Origin of the sequence: Pseudomonas poae (genome assembly GCF_001439785.1) — a bacterium.
Lineage (GTDB): Bacteria > Pseudomonadota > Gammaproteobacteria > Pseudomonadales > Pseudomonadaceae > Aquipseudomonas > Aquipseudomonas poae.
The window spans coordinates 154,067-174,990 of sequence record NZ_JYLI01000004.1 but is presented as its reverse complement, the minus strand read 5'-3'; the positions used below and the strand labels follow the sequence as shown (position 1 = coordinate 174,990).

Sequence of the window (20,924 nt, the reverse complement as noted above, 5' to 3'; positions counted from 1 at the left end):
CCAGGCGTTGAGCCGTATCAGGTACACCGCGTTTTGCTGGATTGGGGGCGCTTCGCACCCCAACGCGGGGCAAGCCCGCTCGCCACAGAGCCTCCAGCCTGCTGCGCGACAGCGCTGGGTCGAAGACTTGGCAGAGCCGCACATTTGGTTTGGTGCCTGGCTTGAGCGCCAATTATTCAGCGATGAGCCAATCCATCTGCCAGCCGCCCTGGGTCTGGCCGAGCTTTTTGGACAGCCACGGCAGCAACTCGCGCAGCTCCTCTTCAAGCCCCCACGGCGGGTTGGCGATGGCCAGGCCCGAGCCGGTCAGGGTGTTGGGTGTGTCCAGCGGATGCACCAGCAGCTCCACGCGCAGCAACTTTGGCGCGCCGGTGCCGGCCAGGTCCTGGTAGAAGCGGCGCAACATGCGCTGGTCCTTAACCGGGTACCAGATCGCCGCGACCGTCTGGCGCATGCGACCAATGGCTTCCTTGAGGGATGCGGCGCAACGCTGCATTTCATCGAGCTGTTCAAACGGCGGGTCGATGAGCATCAGCGCGCGTTTTTCCGGCACCGGGAGCAGGGCGCGCGGCACGTGCCAACCTTCGCCCAGATGCACCTTCACACGGCGATCGCCCTTCATGTTGTCCTTGAGCAACACGCCATCTTCCGGGTGTTTTTCGTTGAGCAATACGCGGTCCTGCGCTCGCGTGAGGCGACGTGCCAGCTCCGGCGAACCCGGGTAGTAGCGCAACTGGCCGTCCGGGTTCATCTCCTGCAGCACGCGCAGGTAGTCGGCGGTCAGTGGCGGCAGGTCGCTGGCGCCCCACAGGCGGGCGATGCCTTCGAGGTACTCACCCGTGCGGTTGGCCTGGTCGCCCTGCAGGTCGTACAGGCCGATGCCGGCGTGGGTGTCGAGGTAGGCGAACGGCTGCTCCTTGCGCGACATCAGGGCGATGAGGCGGGTCAAGGTCAGGTGTTTGAAGACATCGGCGTGGTTGCCGGCGTGAAAGGCGTGACGATAATTCATGGTTGCTCCTGCGCAGGGGGCGAAGTTTACCTTCTGCGCGGGCAAAGGTGCAGGGCCGTGTGCCGGGCGGTGCTCAGGGCGTCAGTTCCTTGCTGAGGTAGGCGGTCAGTGCCTCATGGTTCAGCTGCGGCCTGCGCACGAAGTACGACAGCTTGTGTTGCACAGTCGCCGGGGTAAAAGCGCTGGACAGGTCCGGGCGCTGTTCTTCCAGCCATTGCAGCAGGTTGTCGATCAGGGTCTGGGGTGATTGCACGGCCAGATGCTCAAGCAGCGCCGGCGGCACCTGGCACCAGGGACTGGTTTTGGCGACGGTCACCGCACCCGTCGTCACCGTGAGCGGGCAGCCATTGATCAGGTAACGCTGAAACACCGGCAGTACATCCGCGGCGGTATCGCCCAAGTGTTGCAGCAGCGGCAGAAAGCGAGCGCCATCCCAGTAGCGCAGAAACACAGCCTGCCCGTCGGGCAGCAGCACCTTGGTCAGGCCCTGCAAATGGGCGATCACGGTGTCCAACGGGCTGGACGACACCGCCAACCATCCCCAATCCGTCGATTCGCAGGTGGCGATCCAGTCGAGAAAAGCGCTGCCCGGTTCGGCGATAGCCACGTAAGGCATAACCTCGCCCCACTGCGCATAGGCGGTTCCTGCCCATATCGGTTGAGGCGCAGGCCCTGCAGCCCTGGCTTGCCAGACGGCAAGCGGCCTGGCCTCGCTGGCATTGCCCAGCACCGCGTAGAGGATTTCACCGGCCTGCAAAGGGCACTGCGCCAGCCAGGCACTGGGCGTCAAAGGGATAGGCATCAGGGAAGTTTCCTGTCGATGTTGGCATGTTCGGCGATGTCACACTGCCCGTTTTTGCAGCGCTCGCACTCTTCACAAAACGGCGCGCTGCGTTTCAAGCTCGCCACCTGCGCCTGGCTCAGTGGCGCAGCAAGAGACGCCAGCAGCTTGTCCGTCACGCCGGGCAGCAACGGCGGCGCCGTCGGCGCAGGCCCGCCACCGACCTGAATCGGCACGCTGCTGAAGATCCCGGCGGACGACAGCGTGATCGACTGCCCTCCGGCCTGGATAGTGACGGTGGCTCCGGCATCGATGACCACGCTTTGCCCCGCGCCAATACGGATGGTGCGCCCGGCCTGCATCTGCTGCGAACCACCGACCACCAGATGATCGTCCTGCTTGAGTTCGGTGAGCCGGTTGCCATGGGTGATGCGTTGTTCTTCGCCCTGCAACTCGTGGTGCGACTCGCCGCCCACCTTCACCCGCCGATGCTGGTCGACCTGCACCTGCTGGTCATTGAGCACATGCTGGGTCCAATCCCGCTGGGCGCGCAGGTAGATTTCCTCGGCGCCCTTGCGGTCCTCGATGCGCAACTCGTTGTAACCCCCACCGCCAGGGCTGCTCTGGCTGCGGAAAATGCTGCGGGTCTTGTCCGCCGGCAGGTCGAGGGGCACGGGTGTGGCGGCGTTGGGCAGGCAACCCATGACGACCGGCATATCAATATCGCCATTGACGAAGCCCACCAGCACTTCCATGCCCACGCGAGGAATCAGTACAGAACCGTAGCGATCATGGGCCCACGTGCTGGCAACTCTCAGCCAGCAACTGGAATGTTCGTTATGTTGACCATCGCGATCCCAGGTCATCTGAACCTTGACCCGGCCGTATTCGTCGCAATGGATATCGCTGTCGACGGGGCCGGTGACCACTGCGTTCTGGAAGCCGGAGATTTGCGGCCGAGACGATATCAGCGGTGTTCGAAACACTGCGCTCCACGGCGTTACCGTAAATTCGTTTCTGTAGCCCTGAGGCACTCGGTGGTTGACATCGTCAGGCACCGAGCCCTCCAGCACTTGAGCCTGAATCCCTGAATGCCCCAAATGCGTGATCAGCCACAAATCATTCCAGTCCTGACGCGGGTGGCCGGTCATTTTAAAAAACTGTCCGCACGCCAACGACGATTGGTCACTTTCCCCCTTGGCCTGGCAATAATCGCTGCGATGACGCTCCAGCAGACGTCGCGCCAAATACTTGCCGTGGTCGCGGTCCGTAAAGTACCCGGGATAGTCCTGAACATTCAGCACGGGAAGCTGCTCATCCGAGGCAGCGCCCTCCAATGCCAGGTTCGGCTTCCTGAAATCGTAGTCCCGCAGGTTTACACCCGTGCTGCGCGTCTCCATCCGCAGGATGAAGCTCTTGATAGCAGGCGTGTCGGCGACCAATCCGAAACCCGGCGAATACGGAATAGGGTCGGCCGGCTGGGCAAACACGCTTTGATCGTCGCCAAATACCAACAGATGGCGCTCGGGGCTATGTTGAAAATGGTAGTGAATGCCCGACTCGACACACAGGCGCTGAATGAAATCCAGATCGGTTTCGCCGAACTGCACACAGTACTCACGCTCGGGGTACTTCCCGCTCAGTTTGAATGTGAAATTGTCGGCCTGGATGGCTTGCGTCTCCAACACCAGCGCAATGATTTGCGGCACGGTTTTTTTCTGGAAAATCCGCTGGTGAGTACTGCTTTCCAAATAAGCCAACTGAGGCGACAGGACCATGTGATAGCGGGTAAGACGCGTTCCGGAGTCACCCTGCCCCACCTGATAGACCTGACCGTGAACGCCTCGACCCTGCACATCAAATGAAAGAAAAGCCTGGCGGTGCATCAAGCTTTCAATGTCCAGATCGGATCGATCGCTGACCAGTTCAAGCTCATATAGGAAAGTCATGCTGATAAATTCGTCACCCCGAAAACTTAAGACTTTCAGCTCACTGGGCTGCCCGTCGATGGTGAGGGTAAAAACACTTTCATAGGCAGGCGCAAACATCCGGTGTTTCTCTGCGAAGGGGTAGGCGAGCGATTCTGCACCACTGCCCTGCTCCACCGAACACGCGCCAGGCAAATCAGTAAAAGCCTACATGGGCGCGTATGAGTCTTCGCCAAACCCAGGTAAACCGCATACAAAAAAGCCCGCCATCCAGAGGATGCGGGCCTTTGTGCTAACTCAACGGGCGCTTAACGCCCAACGAATTACTTGTTGAGGTTGTAGTCTTTTTCCGCAGCATCAAAACGCTCGACCATCGCGGTGGTCGGTGCGCCCATCTTGCTCACGAAATAGATCGCCAGGCTGGCGAAAATAAAGCCGGGGATGATTTCGTAGAGCCCCAGCAACTCGAAGTGCTTCCACACGATCACGGTGATTGCACCGACCAGGATGCCGGCCAGCGCGCCGTTGCGGGTCATGTGCTTCCAGATCACGGAAATCAGCACCACAGGGCCGAACGCAGCACCGAAACCGGCCCAGGCGTAGCTCACCAGCCCGAGTACGCGGTTTTCCGGATTGGCGGCCATGGCGATGGCGATCAACGCCACCACCAGCACCATGATGCGGCCCACCCACACCAGCTCAAGCTGGGAAGCACCCTTGCGCAGAAACGCCTTGTAGAAGTCTTCGGTCAGGGCGCTGGAACACACCAGCAGTTGGCAGCTCAGGGTGCTCATCACGGCCGCGAGGATGGCCGACAGCAACACACCGGCGACCCAAGGGTTGAACAGAATCTTGGCCAGTTCAATGAACACACGCTCAGGGTTTTCGGTGACGGGACCGGCCACTTCCGGGTGCGCCGAGAAATAGGCAATCCCGAAGAAGCCCACCGCCACGGTGCCGCCCAGGCAAAGGATCATCCAGGTCATGGAGATGCGGCGCGCCTTGGCGATCGACTTCACCGAATCCGCCGCCATGAAACGCGCCAGGATATGCGGCTGGCCGAAGTAACCCAGGCCCCAGCCCATCAGCGAGATGATGCCGATGAAGGTGGTGTTTTTGAGCATGTCGAAGTGGCTCGGGTCCTTGGCTTCAATCGCCAGGAACGTGGTGTCGACACCGCCGGTGGCTAGCAGCACGATGATCGGCGTGAGGATCAACGCGAAGATCATCAGGGTGGCCTGCACGGTATCGGTCCAACTCACGGCCAGGAAACCACCGATGAAGGTGTAGGCAATCGTCGCCGCAGCACCAGCCCACAAGGCCGTCTCGTAGGACATGCCGAAGGTGCTTTCGAACAGGCGGGCACCGGCCACGATGCCGGAAGCGCAGTAAATGGTGAAGAACACCAGGATCACCACTGCAGAGATGATGCGCAGCAGACCGCTGTTGTCCTCGAAGCGGCTGGAGAAGTAGTCCGGCAGGGTCAGCGCGTCGCCGTTGTGCTCGGTCTGAACCCGCAGGCGACCGGCCACGAACAGCCAGTTGAGGTAGGCCCCGACGATCAGGCCGATGGCGATCCAGCTTTCCGACAGGCCGGACATGTAGATCGCGCCCGGCAGGCCCATCAGCAACCAGCCGCTCATATCGGAAGCACCGGCCGACAACGCAGTTACCACGCTACCGAGGCTGCGACCGCCAAGAATGTAATCGGAAAGGTTGTTGGTGGAGCGATAGGCCATCAGGCCGATCAGCACCATTGCTGCGATGTAGATCACGAACGTGATCAGGGTTGGATTGCTAACGCTCATAAGAGTGACGCCCTGGCATTGTTTTTATGTAGCGACGGTCTCGCATGCTACCCACCGTGTAGCGGGTAGACGAATCTGCGTGCCGCGCATTTATGACTGGCGTTTCCCCAGGAAAGCCGCCAGCCGATGAACCGAACCTCGAAGGTGGTTGCACCTTGGCGCGAATGCTATTCAACAAAGCAAATAAGGTGCAACCAGTTTCTTGAGAATAAGTTGCACCTTTGGGACTTTCAGTCAAAAAGCCGGTTTCTTGCTCCTTTTCGGAGCAAGCCATGCACGCCTCAGAAGCAAAATGCACCAGCAAGAAACACGCCCAGCCATGCGCTGAATGTTTCGGATGAAACGTCGAATGTTTCATGCATAAAAAGGGTTGCACCCGGTTGCACCTTCGACTGTGCTAACGCTAATCTTGCCGCCAGCAGATGCCACTCGGTTAGTGGCACCCATGAGGATAAAAAAATGGCTACGACCACCCTTGGGGTCAAACTCGACGACCCGACCCGCGAACGCCTCAAGGCCGCCGCGACCTCCATTGATCGCACGCCGCACTGGCTGATCAAGCAGGCGATTTTCAATTACCTGGAGAAACTGGAGGGTGGTGCAACCCTGACCGAACTCAACGGTTTGAGCGGCAAGGAATTCGATGAAGCGGGCGAGGTCCAGGCCGACCACGCACACCAATGCTTCCTTGAGTTCGCCGAAAGCATCCTGCCCCAGTCCGTGCTGCGCGCCTCCATCACCGCCGCGTACCGTCGCCCGGAGCCGGAAGTGGTGCCGATGCTGATCGAACAGGCACGCCTGCCGGCGTCGATGGCCGAAGCCACCAACAAGCTGGCCGCCTCGATTGCCGAGAAGCTGCGCAATCAGAAAAGCGCTGGCGGCCGTGCAGGGATTGTTCAGGGCTTGCTGCAGGAGTTTTCCCTGTCGTCTCAGGAAGGCGTGGCGCTGATGTGCCTGGCCGAAGCGCTGCTGCGCATCCCGGACAAGGGCACCCGCGACGCGCTGATCCGCGACAAGATCAGCACCGGCAACTGGCACCCGCACCTGGGCAACAGCCCGTCGCTGTTCGTCAACGCCGCCACCTGGGGCCTGCTGCTGACCGGCAAGCTGGTCGCCACCCATAACGAGGCAGGCTTGACCTCTTCCCTGAGCCGCATCATCGGCAAGAGCGGCGAGCCGATGATCCGCAAGGGCGTCGACATGGCCATGCGCCTGATGGGCGAACAGTTCGTCACCGGCGAAACCATCGCCGAAGCCCTGGCCAATGCCAGCAAGTTCGAAGCCAAGGGCTTCCGCTATTCCTACGACATGCTCGGTGAAGCCGCGCTCACCGAACACGACGCACAGAAATACCTCGCGTCGTACGAGCAAGCCATTCACTCCATCGGCAAGGCGTCCCACGGCCGGGGGATTTATGAAGGCCCGGGCATCTCCATCAAGCTGTCGGCCCTGCACCCACGCTACAGCCGTGCACAGTACGAGCGCGTGATGGACGAGTTGTACCCGCGCCTGCTCTCGCTGACCCTGCTGGCCAAGCAGTACGACATCGGCCTGAACATCGATGCCGAAGAAGCGGACCGCCTGGAGCTGTCCCTGGACCTGCTCGAACGCCTGTGCTTCGAGCCGCAGCTGACCGGCTGGAACGGCATCGGCTTTGTGATCCAGGCCTACCAGAAGCGCTGCCCGTACGTGATCGATTATGTGATCGACCTGGCGCGCCGCAGCCGCCATCGCCTGATGATCCGCCTGGTCAAAGGCGCGTACTGGGACAGCGAGATCAAGCGCGCCCAGGTCGAAGGCCTGGAAGGCTACCCGGTATATACCCGCAAGGTGTACACCGATGTGTCCTACGTTGCCTGCGCGCGCAAACTGTTGTCGGTGCCGGAAGCCATCTACCCGCAGTTCGCCACGCACAACGCCCACACTCTGTCGGCCATCTACCATATCGCCGGTCAGAACTATTACCCCGGCCAGTACGAGTTCCAGTGCCTGCACGGCATGGGCGAACCGTTGTACGAGCAGGTGGTGGGCAAGGTTTCCGAGGGCAAGCTGAACCGTCCGTGCCGCGTGTACGCCCCGGTCGGCACCCATGAAACATTGCTGGCCTACCTGGTGCGCCGCCTGCTGGAAAACGGCGCCAACACCTCGTTCGTCAACCGCATTGCCGACCAGTCCATCTCCATTCAGGAGCTGGTGGCCGACCCGGTGGCCAGCATCGAGCACATGGCCACGCTGGAAGGCGGCTTCGGCCTGCCGCACCCGCGCATTCCGTTGCCGCGCGACCTGTACGGCAGCGACCGCGCCAACTCGGCCGGCATCGATCTGGCCAACGAACACCGGTTGGCGTCGCTGTCCTGCGCCCTGCTTGCCACGGCCCACAATGACTGGAAAGCCGCGCCGATGCTCGGTTGCGCCTCCAGCGATCAGGCGGCGGCGGCGGTGCTCAACCCGTCCGATCTGCGTGACATCGTTGGCCATGTGCAAGAAGCCACCGTCGAAGACGTCGACAATGCGATCCAGTGCGCAATCAGCGCCGGACCGATCTGGCAGGCCACCCCGCCGGCCGAACGTGCCGCCATCCTGGAGCGCGCCGCCGACCTGATGGAAGGCGAAATCCAGCCGCTGATGGGCCTGCTGGCCCGCGAAGCCGGCAAGACCTTCGCTAATGCCATCGCCGAAGTGCGCGAAGCCGTGGACTTCCTGCGTTATTACGCGGTGCAGGCGCGCAACGATTTCACCAACGACGCCCATCGTCCGCTGGGCCCCGTGGTGTGCATCAGCCCGTGGAACTTCCCGCTGGCGATCTTCAGCGGTCAAGTCGCTGCCGCATTGGCCGCCGGCAACCCGGTATTGGCCAAGCCGGCTGAGCAGACGCCGCTGGTCGCCGCCCAAGCGGTGCGCATCCTGCTCGAAGCCGGCATTCCCGAAGGCGTGCTGCAACTGCTGCCGGGCCAGGGCGAAAGCGTCGGTGCCCGTCTGGTGGGCGATGAGCGCGTCAAAGGCGTGATGTTCACCGGCTCCACTGAGGTGGCGCGCCTGCTGCAACGCAATGTCGCCGGTCGCCTCGATGCCCAGGGCCGCCCGATCCCGCTGATCGCCGAGACCGGCGGCCAGAACGCGATGATCGTCGACTCGTCGGCGCTCACCGAACAAGTGGTGATCGACGTGGTGTCCTCGGCTTTCGACAGCGCCGGCCAGCGTTGCTCGGCCCTGCGCGTATTGTGCTTGCAGGAAGATTCGGCAGACCGTGTCATCGAAATGCTCAAGGGCGCCATGGCTGAATGCCGCCTGGGCAACCCGGAACGCCTGTCGGTGGACATCGGCCCGGTGATCGACGCCGACGCCAAGGCCGGCATCGAGAAACACATCCAAGCCATGCGCGACAAAGGCCGCAACGTCTATCAGGTGGCGATTGCCGACGGCGAAGAGATCAAGCGCGGCACTTTCGTGATGCCTACCCTGATCGAGCTGGAAAGCTTCGACGAACTGCAACGGGAGATCTTCGGTCCGGTGCTGCACGTGGTGCGCTACAAGCGCAAAGAGATCGACCAGTTGATCAGCCAGATCAACGCGTCCGGCTACGGCCTGACCCTGGGCGTGCACACCCGCATCGACGAGACCATCGCCAAGGTGATCGACAACGTCAATGCCGGTAACGTCTACGTCAACCGCAATATCGTGGGTGCCGTGGTTGGCGTGCAGCCGTTCGGCGGCGAAGGCCTGTCGGGCACCGGTCCGAAAGCCGGTGGCCCGTTGTACCTGTACCGCTTGCTGTCGACCCGTCCTACGGATGCCATCGAGCAGTCCTTCGTGCGCGGCGACAACCTGGCCGCACCGGACGTACGTCTGCGCGATGCCATGAGCCAGCCACTGAACGCCCTGAAAACCTGGGCCGACAGCAACACGTTCAGTGAACTGAGCACTTTGTGCACCCAGTTCGCCGCGCAGTCGCAAAGCGGCATCACCCGCTCACTGGCCGGCCCGACCGGCGAGCGCAACAGCTACGCCATCCTGCCCCGTGAGCACGTGTTGTGTCTGGCGCAAATAGAGGGCGACCTGTTGACGCAACTGGCGGCGGTACTGGCGGTGGGCGGCTCGGCGGTATGGCCGGAAACCGACCTGACCAAGGCCTTGTTCCCACGCTTGCCGAAGGATATTCAGGCGAAGATCAAGCGCGTGGCCGACTGGACAAGGGACGAGGTGGTGTTCGACGCAGTCCTGCACCATGGCGACTCCGACCAACTGCGAGCGGTGTGCCAGCAAGTGGCGCAGCGTGGCGGGGCGATTGTCGGGGTGCATGGTTTGTCACAGGGCGAAACGTCGATTGCCCTGGAACGCCTGGTCATCGAGCGCGCGTTGAGCGTGAACACCGCCGCGGCAGGCGGTAACGCCAGCCTGATGACCATCGGCTAACGCGGTAAAAATGTGGGAGCGAGCTTGCTCGCGAAGGCACGGTGTCAGTCGCCAGATGTGCTGGCTGATCCACCGCATTCGCGAGCAAGCCCGCTCCCACATTGGGTCTCGCTTCATATTTAAATCTAAATTGGCAAAGGAAAATTAGCCGCACAATAAAATGCTATGGACAGTGCAACGGGAATTAGAATGACGGCCCTTATTGCCTGAGGAATTGCGTGCCCCTTGATTTTCTCAAAGCCAATAATCAGCAACCGTGCAGCTCCCACTACAACTAGGCCCCAACAAAAAACATTAAAGAACTCTTCAAATGAAAAATCACCCATAAAGCCTCTCAAGCCAATACGAAAACATCAGGTAATTAATAAAGTTTCAGCTCGCGCCATGACCGCGAAGGGTCACTCACCTGCCAATATCAGGCGGCGCTGTTTGGACCAGTAAATCTAGTGACATACCCTCCAGCCAGCCCTGCGTAAAGGCTGCTCATAGCAACGCCTAAAGACTGGGCTGTCGTGGTCGGCGTATAAAAACCTGCGACTGCACCCGTTGTCATTGCCGCAATAGCACCACTCACATTCGCAGACTGGCCGGCACCGGCCTGGCTTCCTACATATGCCAGCCCTCCCGCTACAGCTCCTGCCGCGGCCCCCCACGGCCCAACCGCTCCTGTGACTTTTTCAATTTCATCAGATGTCAATTTACGCATTCGCTTACCCCATAAAAATTAGAAGCCTCATGCTGGCTCGGCCTGAGTGAGACCGACCACACACAATGGCTTGAGTTATCTGCCACTATCGTCTGACTTAGCGTGCAAAGATCGTTAGTATTTACCGTCGCACGATAGCAAAGAATAAAGTTCTGCATGCACCGCTGACACCCTACAGTTGCAGGGGGCAGGGAACTATCACCGCAGGAAAATGCCGGTTTGTTGGCGAGCCAATTCAAGTGCGGGTTACACAGCCAATACGGTATAAGCCTGTTCGCCACAAAATTCGCTCGCCTGGAAAGCTCATTGACGCTCAAGACCTGAACGTGAAATGTTAATCCTTAAAAATCAGAAGTTTTTTCGATAATTGACGAGAGTGGAGTGATCTCAACTACCCTGTGGCGTTCTGCCCCTCTATCACCCAAATCAATCTTGCTATGCAGCCTCTATTTACGCACTTAGACTCGGCCTATTCCCACACAGGTAAGCCGCCATGTCCGAGACGCTGCTCAGTTCCCGCAATCTGGCTTTTGAGCTGTATGAAGTCCTCGATGCCGAGGGCCTGACCCAGCGCGAGCGGTTTGCCGAGCACAACCGCGAAACCTTCGATGCGGCCATCAGCACCGCGCGCTCCATTGCCGAAAAATATTTCGCGCCGCATAACCGCAAAAACGACGAAAACGAACCGCGCTACGAAGACGGCAAGGCCATCCTGATTCCGGAAGTCAAACCGGCCGTGGACGCGTTTCTCGAAGCGGGCTTTCTCAATGCCGCACGCAGTTTCGAAGCGGGCGGCATGCAACTGCCCACCCTGCTGTCGCAAGCCTGTTTCGCGCACTTCCAGTCGGCTAACGCGGCGTCCACGTCTTACCCGTTCCTGACCATGGGCGCCGCCAACCTGATCGAGAGTTTCGGCACCGAGGAGCAGAAACAGCGCTTCCTGCAACCGATGATCGACGGGCGCTTCTTCGGCACCATGGCCCTCACTGAACCCCATGCCGGTTCGTCCCTGTCGGATATTCGTACGCGTGCCGAGCCTGCGGCTGACGGCAGCTACCGCCTCAAGGGCAACAAGATCTTTATCTCCGGCGGCGACCACCCGCTGTCGGAAAACATCGTGCACATGGTGCTGGCCAAGCTGCCGGATGCGCCGGCCGGGGTGAAGGGCATTTCGCTGTTTATCGTGCCCAAATTCCTGGTCAACGACGACGGCAGCCTGGGCGAGCGCAACGATGTGCTGCTGGCCGGGCTGTTTCACAAGATGGGCTGGCGTGGCACCACTTCAACCGCGCTCAACTTCGGCGATAACGGTAACTGCGTCGGCTATCTGGTGGGCAAACCGCACCAGGGCCTGAGCTGCATGTTCCAGATGATGAACGAAGCGCGGATTGGCGTGGGCATGGGCGCCGTAATGCTCGGTTACGCCGGTTACCTCTATTCGCTGGAATATGCTCGCGAACGCCCGCAAGGCCGGCTGCCTGACAGCAAAGACCCCGCAACGGCGCCGGTCGCGATCATCCAGCACGCTGACATCAAGCGCATGCTGCTGACGCAAAAAGCCTACGTCGAAGGCGCCTTCGACCTCGGCCTCTATGCCGCGCGGCTGTTTGATGACACCACGACCCTGCACACCGAAGCCGAGCGCAAGAGCGCCCACGAACTGCTGGACCTGCTCACCCCCATCGTCAAATCCTGGCCTTCGGAGTTCTGTCTCAAGGCCAACGAACTGGCGATCCAGATCCTTGGCGGCCATGGCTACACCCGCGAATACCCGGTGGAGCAGTATTACCGCGACAACCGTTTGAACCCGATTCACGAGGGCACCCACGGCATTCAGTCGCTGGACTTGCTGGGGCGCAAGCTGGCGCAGAATGGCGGTGCTGGCCTCAAGCAGCTGATTCGATTGATCGCCGAGACCGGCGCACGAGCCCAGCAATACGCGTCACTGACCGCGCTGCGCGAACCACTGGAACAGTTGGTCAACCGCCTGCAAACCGTAACGATTGGTCTGCTTACCGATCTCGCCCAGGGCAAGGTCAACAGCAGCCTGGCGAACTCGGCGCTGTACCTGAAAGTGTTCGGGCACACGGTGATCGGCTGGCGCTGGCTGGAACAGGCGATTCGCGCCGAGGAAGGGCTGGCCAAAGGCAATGCCGCGGACGCGGCCTTCTATAAAGGCAAGCTCCAGGCCGCCCGGTACTTCCTGACCTGGGAAGTACCGGGTTGCCATCACGAACTGGACATTCTGGAGGCGCGCGACGACACGTGCCTGGGGATGCAGGATGAGTGGTTCTAGGACTGGATCGCCTTGGAAATCACTTCGACCGTGGCGCTGACTTGCTCTTGGTAACGGTCGAGTTCCTGCTGGTGGCGCTGCTGCATTTCGATCTGCTCGGCGCACAGATTGAGCGCGGCCAGTACCAGTAACTTGTCACCGATCAGGGTCGGGTACTTTTTCTTGGTGGTGGCCAGGGATGCCTTGAGCATCGTCACGGCGTGCAACAGGGTCTGATCTTCCCCGCCCGGCGCCTTGATCGAGTAATCCTCACCGAGAATCGAAACGACCTTTATCCCATCACTCATGCGCTGACAGGCCCTGCGCTCACGCGCTCAACCAAGGCCTGGATACGCGCGGCGGTGGCGCCGTGTTTTTCTTCCTGCTCCATCAGGTTCAGTTGCAGGCTGTCGTTTTCATCCCTGGCACTGGCCAGTTCGGCCTTGAGGGATTCGTTGCTGCTCAGCAGGTCTTGATTGTGTTGTACCAGGTCGCTGACCAGTTGTTCCAGTTGGCTGAGGGATGCTTCTAACATTTTGATTTCTCGAGCTTTTTAAAAGGGCGGTGACGATAAAGAAAATTCACCTCGGATGCCAGGGGTTATCCCCGGCGCGCGGCCCGATATTCAGGGGCCCGGACGCGCGTTCGAGCCTTAGTGACTGCAATTACCCCATCTGGTTCCTGAATCGGTCAAACCCCTGACCGGCTGCGACAAAAGCGCACGCCCACTTCAGACTTCGGCCACCGCGCCGATAGCGCAGGCATACCCCGTCTCATGGCCGCATGGATCGCGCTTCACCCCAGGATTCCAGCATGTCTCTTCGTAATATGAATATCGCGCCGCGCGCGTTTTTAGGCTTTGCGCTGATTGGTGCACTCATGTTGTTTCTCGGCGTGTTCGCCCTGAACCAGATGAGCAAGATTCGCGCGGCCACCGAAGACATCACCCTGGCCAGCGTGCCCAGCATTCGCGCCCTTGATGACTTCACCCAACTGACCCTGCGCCTGCGGGTGCTGTCGTACCGCCTGCTGACCAACCGCGAGCCGGAGGTGCAGCAAAAAACCCTGGAAGCCTTCGACCTGCGCAATCAGCAGATCCGCTCGGCCCAGGGCGTCTATGAAAAGCTGATCGAAGGCCAGGAAGAACGCGCTGCCTACGACGATTACGTGCGCTTGCTCGGCCAGTACCACCAGATCGAAGCGCGCATGAAGAGCCTGTCACAGGCCAACCAGATCGACGAACTGCGCGTATTGCTCAACACCGAGCTGCTGAGCAACTCCGAGCAGGTCAATGCGGTATTGGCGCGTCTGCTCCACCTCAATAACAAGATGGCACTGGCCACCAATCAGGAGGCTACGGATCAGTACAGCTCGGCCTTCAATCTGGTGGTGGGCCTGCTGCTGATCACCACCCTGATGACGGTGCTGTTCGCCTGGCTGCTGACCCGCAGCATCACCGCGCCGATCTCCCAGGCGCTGGAGGCCGCTGAAGAAATCGCCGAAGGCAACCTTACACGTCCAATCAAGGTTGACGGCAACGACGAAGCCGGTCGCCTGCTGGCGGCCATGGCCAAGATGCAGGAAAAACTGCGCGACACGCTGCAACGTATTTCCGGCTCCGCCACCCAACTTGCGTCAGCCGCCGAAGAGCTGAACGTGGTGACCGACGAAAGCGCCCGTGGCCTGACCCGGCAGAACAACGAAATCGAACAGGCCGCCACGGCCGTCAACGAGATGACCAGCGCCGTGGAAGAAGTCGCGCGCAATGCCGTCAGCACCTCCGAAGCGTCACGCAACGCCACCACCTCCGCCGGTGACGGCCGCGACCTGGTGCAGGAAACCGTCAGCGCCATCGAGCGCATGAGCGGTGATGTGCAAGCCACCGCCACCCTGATCGGTGAACTGGCCAATGAGTCCCGCGATATTGGCAAGGTACTCGACGTGATCCGCGGCCTCGCCGACCAGACCAACCTGTTGGCCCTGAACGCGGCGATTGAAGCCGCGCGGGCCGGAGAAGCCGGGCGTGGCTTTGCCGTGGTGGCCGACGAAGTGCGGGCGCTGGCCCATCGTACCCAGCAATCGACCAGCGAGATCGAACGCATGATCGGCAGCATTCAGTCCGGCACCGAACACGCGGTGGATTCGATGCGCAACAGCACCGAACGCGCCGAATCGACATTAAGCATCGCCAAAGGGGCGGGGCTGTCGCTCGACACCATCAACACGGCGATTGTGGAGATCAACGAGCGCAACCTGGTGATCGCCAGCGCCGCTGAAGAACAGGCTCAGGTGGCGCGGGAAGTGGACCGCAACCTGGTGAATATCCGTGACCTGTCGGTGCAATCGGCGACCGGCGCCAGCCAGACCAGCGCGGCCAGCAGCGAGTTGTCGCGCCTGGCGGTGGATCTGAACGGGATGGTCGGCCGCTTCCGCCTCTGACGGGCTGCACCGGTTCAAAAATGTGGGGCCTTCAAGGTCTTCGAACGGTAGCGAGCGGGCTTGCCCTAATGCCGTTCAGTCAAGCGGACGCAATGCTCAAAGCGACGAAAACCCCTGTGGGAGCGGGCTTGCCTGACTGGCATCAGGGCTTGCCACGGGGACATTGGTTTCCTGAAGCAGTTAGTCGATACATTTGATACCGACACACGGCCATCGGGAGCAAGCCCACTCCCCCATTTGCTCTGCGCGAATCAGAAGAAGCTTTTTGACAGCGCAGCAATTCAACAGGTTAGAATCCCTGGCACGCAGACTGCATGGTCAGTTTGCGCCCTGTCCTATTTGCTCACGGAGTAACTGCCTTTGAATGCGACAACCATCAACAGCCTGTTCTTGATCGGCGCGTTGCTGGTGAGTGCGAGCATTCTGGTGAGTTCTCTTTCGTCCCGCCTGGGCATCCCGATTCTGGTGATCATCCTGGCCGTGGGCATGGTCGCCGGCGTCGACGGCGGCGGCATCATCTTCGATAACTACCCGACCGCCTACCTGGTGGGCAACCTCGCCCTTGCCGTGATCCTGCTCGACGGCGGCCTGCGCACGCGGGTGGCGAGTTTTCGCGTGGCGCTGTGGCCGGCCTTGTCGCTGGCCACGGTGGGGGTGCTGATCACTACTGGCCTCACTGGCATGGCGGCGGCCTGGCTGTTCGACCTCAATATCATTCAAGGCCTGCTGATCGGCGCGATTGTCGGCTCCACCGACGCCGCAGCCGTGTTTTCGCTGCTGGGCGGCAAGGGCCTGAACGAGCGGGTCACCGCCAGCCTGGAAATCGAATCCGGCAGTAACGACCCGATGGCGGTGTTTCTCACGGTCACCCTGATCGACATGCTCGCCAGCGGCCAGACCGGCCTGCACTGGAGCCTGCTGACGCACCTGGTGCGCGAGTTCGGCATCGGCGGCATCATCGGCCTGGGCGGCGGCTGGCTGATGCTGCAGATGGTCAACCGCATCAACCTGGCGGCGGGCCTGTATCCGATCCTGGTGATCGCCGGCGGCCTGTTCGTGTTCGCCCTGACCAACGCCCTGCACGGCAGTGGCTTCCTCGCCGTTTACCTGTGCGGCCTGGTGATCGGCAACCGACCGGTGCGCAGCCGTCATGGCATTTTGCATATGCTCGACGGCATGGCCTGGCTGGCACAGATCGGCATGTTCCTGGTACTGGGCCTGTTGGTCACGCCCCATGATTTGCTGCCTATCGCGTTGCCCGCGCTGGGGCTGGCGCTGTGGATGATCCTGTTTGCGCGGCCGCTGTCGGTGATGGTCGGCCTGCTGCCGTTCAAGGCCTTCCATGGCCGCGAAAAAGCCTTTATCGCCTGGGTCGGCCTGCGCGGCGCGGTGCCGATCATCCTCGCGGTGTTTCCGCTGATGGCTGGCCTGCCCCATGCGCAGCTGTATTTCAACCTGGCATTCTTTATCGTGCTGGTCTCGCTGCTGGTGCAGGGCACGAGCCTGCCGTGGGTGGCCAAGCTGCTCAAAGTCACGGTTCCGCCAGACCCCGCGCCCATCTCCCGCGCCGCCCTGGAAGTACACGTCACCAGCGAATGGGAGCTCTTCGTCTACCGCCTGGGCGCGGAAAAATGGTGCATCGGCGCGGCCCTGCGTGAGCTGAAAATGCCCGAGGGCACACGGATTGCCGCGCTGTTCCGTGGCCAGCAACTGCTCCATCCGTCGGGTAGTACGGTGCTGGAAGTGGGCGATCTGCTCTGCGTGATCGGCCACGAACACAACCTGCCGGCCCTCGGCAAACTGTTCAGCCAGGCGCCGCAACGCGGCCTCGACCTGCGCTTCTTCGGCGACTTCGTTCTTGAAGGCGACGCCCAGCTGGGCGCGGTCTCGGCGCTGTACGGGCTCAAGCTCGACGGCATCGACCCGGACATGCCGCTCAGCCGCTTCATTACGCAGAAAGTCGGCGGCGCGCCAGTGGTGGGCGACCAGGTGGAGTGGAACAACACCTTGTGGACGGTCGCGGTCATGGACGGGAACAGAATCGGAAAAGTCGGCGTCAAATTCCCCGAAGGAAGTCGCCCGGGTCCCGGACTCTTCCTCTAAACTGCGGGGCCACGACGCCCCCGATTCTCCACCTAGCACGACCGGTCTCTATGCCAACCCTGCGCACTTTTCTCGCTTCCGCCCTGCTGGGCCTGACCCTTTGTGTCGGCACCGTCAACGCTGCCGAACCGCCCAGCGCCGATGCCATCCAGCAAACCCTGGACAAGCTGCCCGACCGCAAGCTGCCCGACGCCGACATGAAGGCGTTGCAGGGCATCCTGCAACAGACCCTGACCTACCTGGGCAATCGGCAGGATTACGAGCAACGCCTCGCCGACCTCAAGCGCCAGCTGGCCGAAGCGCCGCGCGAGACGATCGACAATCAGCGCGAACTGGCGCGCCTCAAGGCCACCAAACCGATCCCCGTGGCCCAACGCTACGCCAACCAGCCCGTGTCGCAGCTCGAACAGTTGCTGGTGCAACGCACCACGCAACAAGGTGATCTGCAAAAGGCGCTGGCCGATGCCAACAGCCTGACCATCGCCGCCCAGACCCGCCCGGAACGCGCCCAGACCGAAATCAGCAGCAGCCAGACGCGCATTCTGCAGATCAATTCGATCCTCAAGACCGGCAAGGATAACGGCAAGGCGATCAACGCCGACCAGCGCAACCAACTGAACGCCGAACTCGCCGCCCTGAATGCGCTGATCCCGCTGCGCCGCCAGGAACTGGCCGGCAACAGCCAGTTGCAGGACCTGGGCAACAGCCAGCACGACCTGATCCAGGAAAAAACCGCACGCCTGGAACAGGAAATCCAGGACCTGCAAACCCTGATCAACCAGAAACGCCTGGCCCAGTCGCAACAGACGGTGACCCAACAGTCCATCGAAGCGCAGAAAGCCGGTGGCAGCAGCATCCTCGCGACCGAAAGTGCCGAGAACCTCAAGCTCTCCGACTACCTGCTCAAAAGTACCGACCGCCTCAACGACCTGACGCAGAAAAACCTGCAGACCAAGCAGCAACTGGACACCGTCACCCAAAGCGATTCGGCGCTGGACGAGCAGATCAACGTGCTCAAGGGCAGCCTGCTGCTCTCCAAGATTCTCTATAAACAGAAACAGGCCCTGCCCCACCTTACCGTGGACCGTGACCTGGCCGACGATATCGCCAACATTCGCCTGTACCAGTTCGAGGTCAACCAGCAGCGCGAGTTGATCAGTTCGCCCAGTGCCTATGTGGATAACCTGCTGGCCAACCAGCCGCCGGACGATGTCACCCCGCAACTGCGGCGCACCCTGCTGGAACTGGCGGTCACCCGCAGCGACCTGCTCGAACGCCTGAGCCGCGAGCTGAGCGCACTGCTCAACGAATCCATCACCCTGCAACTGAACCAGAAACAACTGCTGAGCACCGCCACCACCCTGCGCGCCACGCTCGATGAGCAGATGTTCTGGATCCCCAGCAACAAGCCGCTGGACGCCGAGTGGCTGGAAACCGTGCCGGCGCACCTGAGCAAGCAGGTCACCACGCTGCCGTGGGCTTCCAGCGTCAGCGAACTGTATGACGGCCTGACTCAACGCCCGCTGCTGTTTCTGCCCTTGCTGCTGTTGATCGGCGCACTGCTGTGGCGGCGCAAGGCGCTGTACCACCGTTTGAACCGGGTCCACCTGGACATCGGCCACTTCAAGCGCGACAGCCAATGGCACACGCCGCAGGCCCTTCTGATCAATATCCTGCTGGCAATGCCGGTGTCCCTGGGCCTGGCGCTGTGTGGGTATGCGCTGCAGATCGACGCCCGTGGGCAAAACGCCAACCTGGGCTCGGCTCTGCTGCAGCTCGCCCAGGCATGGCTGGTGTTCTATACCGCCTATCGCATCCTCGCCCCGGGCGGTGTGGCCGAACTGCACTTTCGCTGGGAGAAACCCCAGGTCCAATTCCTGCAGGGCTGGGTACGCAAGCTCGGGCTGGTGGTGCTGGCCCTGGTGGCCGTGGTGGCGATTGCCGAACACCAACCGGCGGCGCTGGCAGACGACGTGCTGGGCATCGCCGTGGTACTCACCTGCTACGCCTTGATGGCCTGGCTGCTGAGCCGTCTGCTGCTCAACAGCCCGACCCACGAGAAAGCTTCACTGTTTCGCAAGGCTGCGGGCATTCTGTTCACCGCCCTGCCCGTCGCGCTGTTTGTCGCGGTGTGCTTCGGCTACTACTACACCGCGCTCAAACTCAGCGACCGTTTGATCAACACCCTGTACCTGCTGATGCTGTGGCTGGTGATCGAAGCCACGTTCGTGCGCTGGCTCAGCGTCGCCGCGCGGCGCCTGGCGTATGCGCGGGCCCTGGCCAAACGCCAGGCCGCCAAGGAAGCTGGTGAAGGCGAAGCGGTGGTTGAAGAGCCAACCCTGGACATCGAGAAGGTCAACGAACAGTCCCTGCGCCTGATCCGCCTGGCCCTGCTGGGTGGCTTTATCGCCGCGTTGTACTGGGTGTGGTCGGACCTGATTTCGGTATTTTCCTACCTCGACAACGTCACGCTCTACGAATACACCAGCGGCACCGGCGCCAATATCAGCATGGTGCCCATCAGCATTGGCGACCTGCTCGGCGCGCTGATCATTGTCGGCATCACCTTTGCCCTGGCGCGTAACCTGCCCGGCCTGCTCGAAGTGCTGGTGCTGTCCAAGCTGGAGCTGGCCCAGGGCAGCGCCTACGCCATCACCACCCTGCTGTCCTACGTGATTGCCGGTTTCGGTATTGTGTCCACCCTGGCCACCCTCGGCGTGAGCTGGGACAAGTTGCAGTGGCTGGTCGCGGCGCTGTCGCTGGGTATCGGCTTCGGGATGCAGGAAATCTTCGCCAACTTCATCTCCGGCATCATGATTCTGTTCGAGCGTCCGGTGCGCATTGGCGACACCATCACCATCGGCAACCTGTCGGGCACGGTGAGCAAGATCCGCATCCGCGCCACTACCATCACCGACTTCGACCGCAAGGACATCATCGTCCCGAACAAAACCTTCATCACCGGGCAACTGATCAACTGGTCGCTGACCGACACCATCACCCGTGTCACCTTGAAACTGGGTGTGGACTATGGCTCCGATCTGGATCTGGTGAGGGAATTGCTGCTCAAGGCCGCGCGGGAAAACCCACGGGTGTTGAAAGACCCGGAGCCCCACGTGTATTTCCTCAACTTCGGCGAAAGCACCCTCGACCACGAGCTGCGCATGCACGTGCGCGACCTGGGCGACCGCAACCCGGTGCTGGACGAGGTCAACCGCTATATCAACAGCGAATTCAAAAAGCAGCACATCAACATCTCGTTCCGCCAGATGGAGGTGTACCTGAAAAACATGCACGGCCAGGAATACAAACTGGTCCCGGTGGAAGACGAGCGCAAGACCCTCGCTGGCCCGATTCCAGAGCCTGAAGTACCCGAGCCGCCTGCCGCCAACGTGGTGGACGCACCGGAACCGCCGCCCAGCAAACTCGACTAAATCGCCCTTCCCCAGCAGAATGCTCGGA

General features: G+C 61.3%; 12 protein-coding genes and 1 pseudogene. 6 read left to right on the top strand and 7 right to left on the bottom strand.

Features of this window, described 5'->3' with window-relative positions:
* Positions 1-172: 172 nt before the first annotated feature.
* From TU75_RS06240 to putP, 4 genes are all read right to left on the bottom strand, one after another.
* The gene (locus TU75_RS06240; protein WP_003237231.1) at positions 173-1,009 is read right to left on the bottom strand and encodes a 23S rRNA (adenine(2030)-N(6))-methyltransferase RlmJ; all 837 of its coding nucleotides are present in this window, start codon (positions 1,007-1,009) and stop codon (positions 173-175) included.
* A 73-nt stretch (positions 1,010-1,082) separates the two neighbouring features.
* Positions 1,083-1,811 (bottom strand): DUF4123 domain-containing protein, encoded by a 729-nt coding sequence (locus TU75_RS06235; protein WP_060548460.1) that lies wholly within the window; start codon positions 1,809-1,811, stop codon positions 1,083-1,085.
* On the bottom strand, positions 1,811-3,838 hold the full coding sequence (gene tssI, locus TU75_RS06230; protein WP_060548459.1) for a type VI secretion system tip protein TssI/VgrG: 2,028 nt from the start codon (positions 3,836-3,838) through the stop codon (positions 1,811-1,813). The genes TU75_RS06235 and tssI overlap by 1 nt, the downstream gene beginning before the upstream one ends.
* Before the next feature lie 203 nt (positions 3,839-4,041).
* Positions 4,042-5,526: a sodium/proline symporter PutP gene (gene putP, locus TU75_RS06225; protein WP_060548458.1), complete on the bottom strand. Its 1,485-nt coding sequence runs from the start codon at positions 5,524-5,526 to the stop codon at positions 4,042-4,044.
* A 459-nt stretch (positions 5,527-5,985) separates the two neighbouring features.
* On the opposite strand from putP, the gene putA reads away from it, so the two are divergent.
* Entirely contained in the window at positions 5,986-9,939 is a 3,954-nt protein-coding gene (gene putA, locus TU75_RS06220) for a trifunctional transcriptional regulator/proline dehydrogenase/L-glutamate gamma-semialdehyde dehydrogenase (RefSeq protein WP_060548457.1), read from the top strand.
* Positions 9,940-10,064: 125 nt separating this feature from the next.
* Here the strand turns inward: putA and TU75_RS27300 are convergent, their stop codons facing one another.
* The gene (locus TU75_RS27300) at positions 10,065-10,265 is read right to left on the bottom strand and encodes a hypothetical protein (RefSeq protein ID WP_141719210.1); all 201 of its coding nucleotides are present in this window, start codon (positions 10,263-10,265) and stop codon (positions 10,065-10,067) included.
* An 873-nt stretch (positions 10,266-11,138) separates the two neighbouring features.
* Here TU75_RS27300 and TU75_RS06215 point away from each other — a divergent pair.
* Positions 11,139-12,941, top strand: coding sequence for an acyl-CoA dehydrogenase (locus TU75_RS06215; protein ID WP_060548456.1), 1,803 nt, complete (start codon positions 11,139-11,141; stop codon positions 12,939-12,941).
* Here the strand turns inward: TU75_RS06215 and TU75_RS06210 are convergent.
* Together TU75_RS06210 and TU75_RS06205 are read right to left on the bottom strand one after the other, a co-directional pair.
* Positions 12,938-13,228 (bottom strand): cell division protein ZapA, encoded by a 291-nt coding sequence (locus TU75_RS06210; protein ID WP_060548455.1) that lies wholly within the window; start codon positions 13,226-13,228, stop codon positions 12,938-12,940. The genes TU75_RS06215 and TU75_RS06210 overlap by 4 nt on opposite strands.
* On the bottom strand, positions 13,225-13,455 hold the full coding sequence (locus TU75_RS06205; protein ID WP_003237245.1) for a hypothetical protein: 231 nt from the start codon (positions 13,453-13,455) through the stop codon (positions 13,225-13,227). Before TU75_RS06205 ends, TU75_RS06210 begins: the two co-directional genes overlap by 4 nt.
* 248 nt (positions 13,456-13,703) lie before the next feature.
* On the opposite strand from TU75_RS06205, the pseudogene TU75_RS28480 reads away from it, so the two are divergent.
* From TU75_RS28480 to mscK, 4 genes and pseudogenes are all read left to right on the top strand, one after another.
* Positions 13,704-14,456, top strand: a pseudogene (locus TU75_RS28480) (MCP four helix bundle domain-containing protein); the annotation flags it as partial.
* Between the two features lie 30 nt (positions 14,457-14,486).
* Positions 14,487-15,359 (top strand): methyl-accepting chemotaxis protein, encoded by an 873-nt coding sequence (locus TU75_RS28475; RefSeq protein ID WP_414896186.1) that lies wholly within the window; start codon positions 14,487-14,489, stop codon positions 15,357-15,359.
* A gap of 360 nt (positions 15,360-15,719) precedes the next feature.
* A complete protein-coding gene (locus tag TU75_RS06195) occupies positions 15,720-17,462 on the top strand; it encodes a potassium/proton antiporter (protein ID WP_003237249.1) in 1,743 nt (580 codons plus the stop codon).
* 50 nt (positions 17,463-17,512) lie between these two features.
* Positions 17,513-20,896: a mechanosensitive channel MscK gene (gene mscK, locus TU75_RS06190; RefSeq protein ID WP_060548453.1), complete on the top strand. Its 3,384-nt coding sequence runs from the start codon at positions 17,513-17,515 to the stop codon at positions 20,894-20,896.
* Positions 20,897-20,924: the final 28 nt, after the last annotated feature.

Bases quoted from the DNA above. Each gene is read 5' to 3' on its own strand.
- TU75_RS06240 (WP_003237231.1), bottom strand. From the start codon at position 1,009: ATGAATTATCGTCACGCCTTTCACGCCGGCAACCACGCCGATGTCTTC.
- TU75_RS06235 (WP_060548460.1), bottom strand. From the start codon at position 1,811: ATGCCTATCCCTTTGACGCCCAGTGCCTGGCTGGCGCAGTGCCCTTTG.
- tssI (WP_060548459.1), bottom strand. From the start codon at position 3,838: ATGTTTGCGCCTGCCTATGAAAGTGTTTTTACCCTCACCATCGACGGG.
- putP (WP_060548458.1), bottom strand. From the start codon at position 5,526: ATGAGCGTTAGCAATCCAACCCTGATCACGTTCGTGATCTACATCGCA.
- putA (WP_060548457.1), top strand. From the start codon at position 5,986: ATGGCTACGACCACCCTTGGGGTCAAACTCGACGACCCGACCCGCGAA.
- TU75_RS27300 (WP_141719210.1), bottom strand. From the start codon at position 10,265: ATGGGTGATTTTTCATTTGAAGAGTTCTTTAATGTTTTTTGTTGGGGC.
- TU75_RS06215 (WP_060548456.1), top strand. From the start codon at position 11,139: ATGTCCGAGACGCTGCTCAGTTCCCGCAATCTGGCTTTTGAGCTGTAT.
- TU75_RS06210 (WP_060548455.1), bottom strand. From the start codon at position 13,228: ATGAGTGATGGGATAAAGGTCGTTTCGATTCTCGGTGAGGATTACTCG.
- TU75_RS06205 (WP_003237245.1), bottom strand. From the start codon at position 13,455: ATGTTAGAAGCATCCCTCAGCCAACTGGAACAACTGGTCAGCGACCTG.
- TU75_RS28475 (WP_414896186.1), top strand. From the start codon at position 14,487: ATGGCCAAGATGCAGGAAAAACTGCGCGACACGCTGCAACGTATTTCC.
- mscK (WP_060548453.1), top strand. From the start codon at position 17,513: ATGCCAACCCTGCGCACTTTTCTCGCTTCCGCCCTGCTGGGCCTGACC.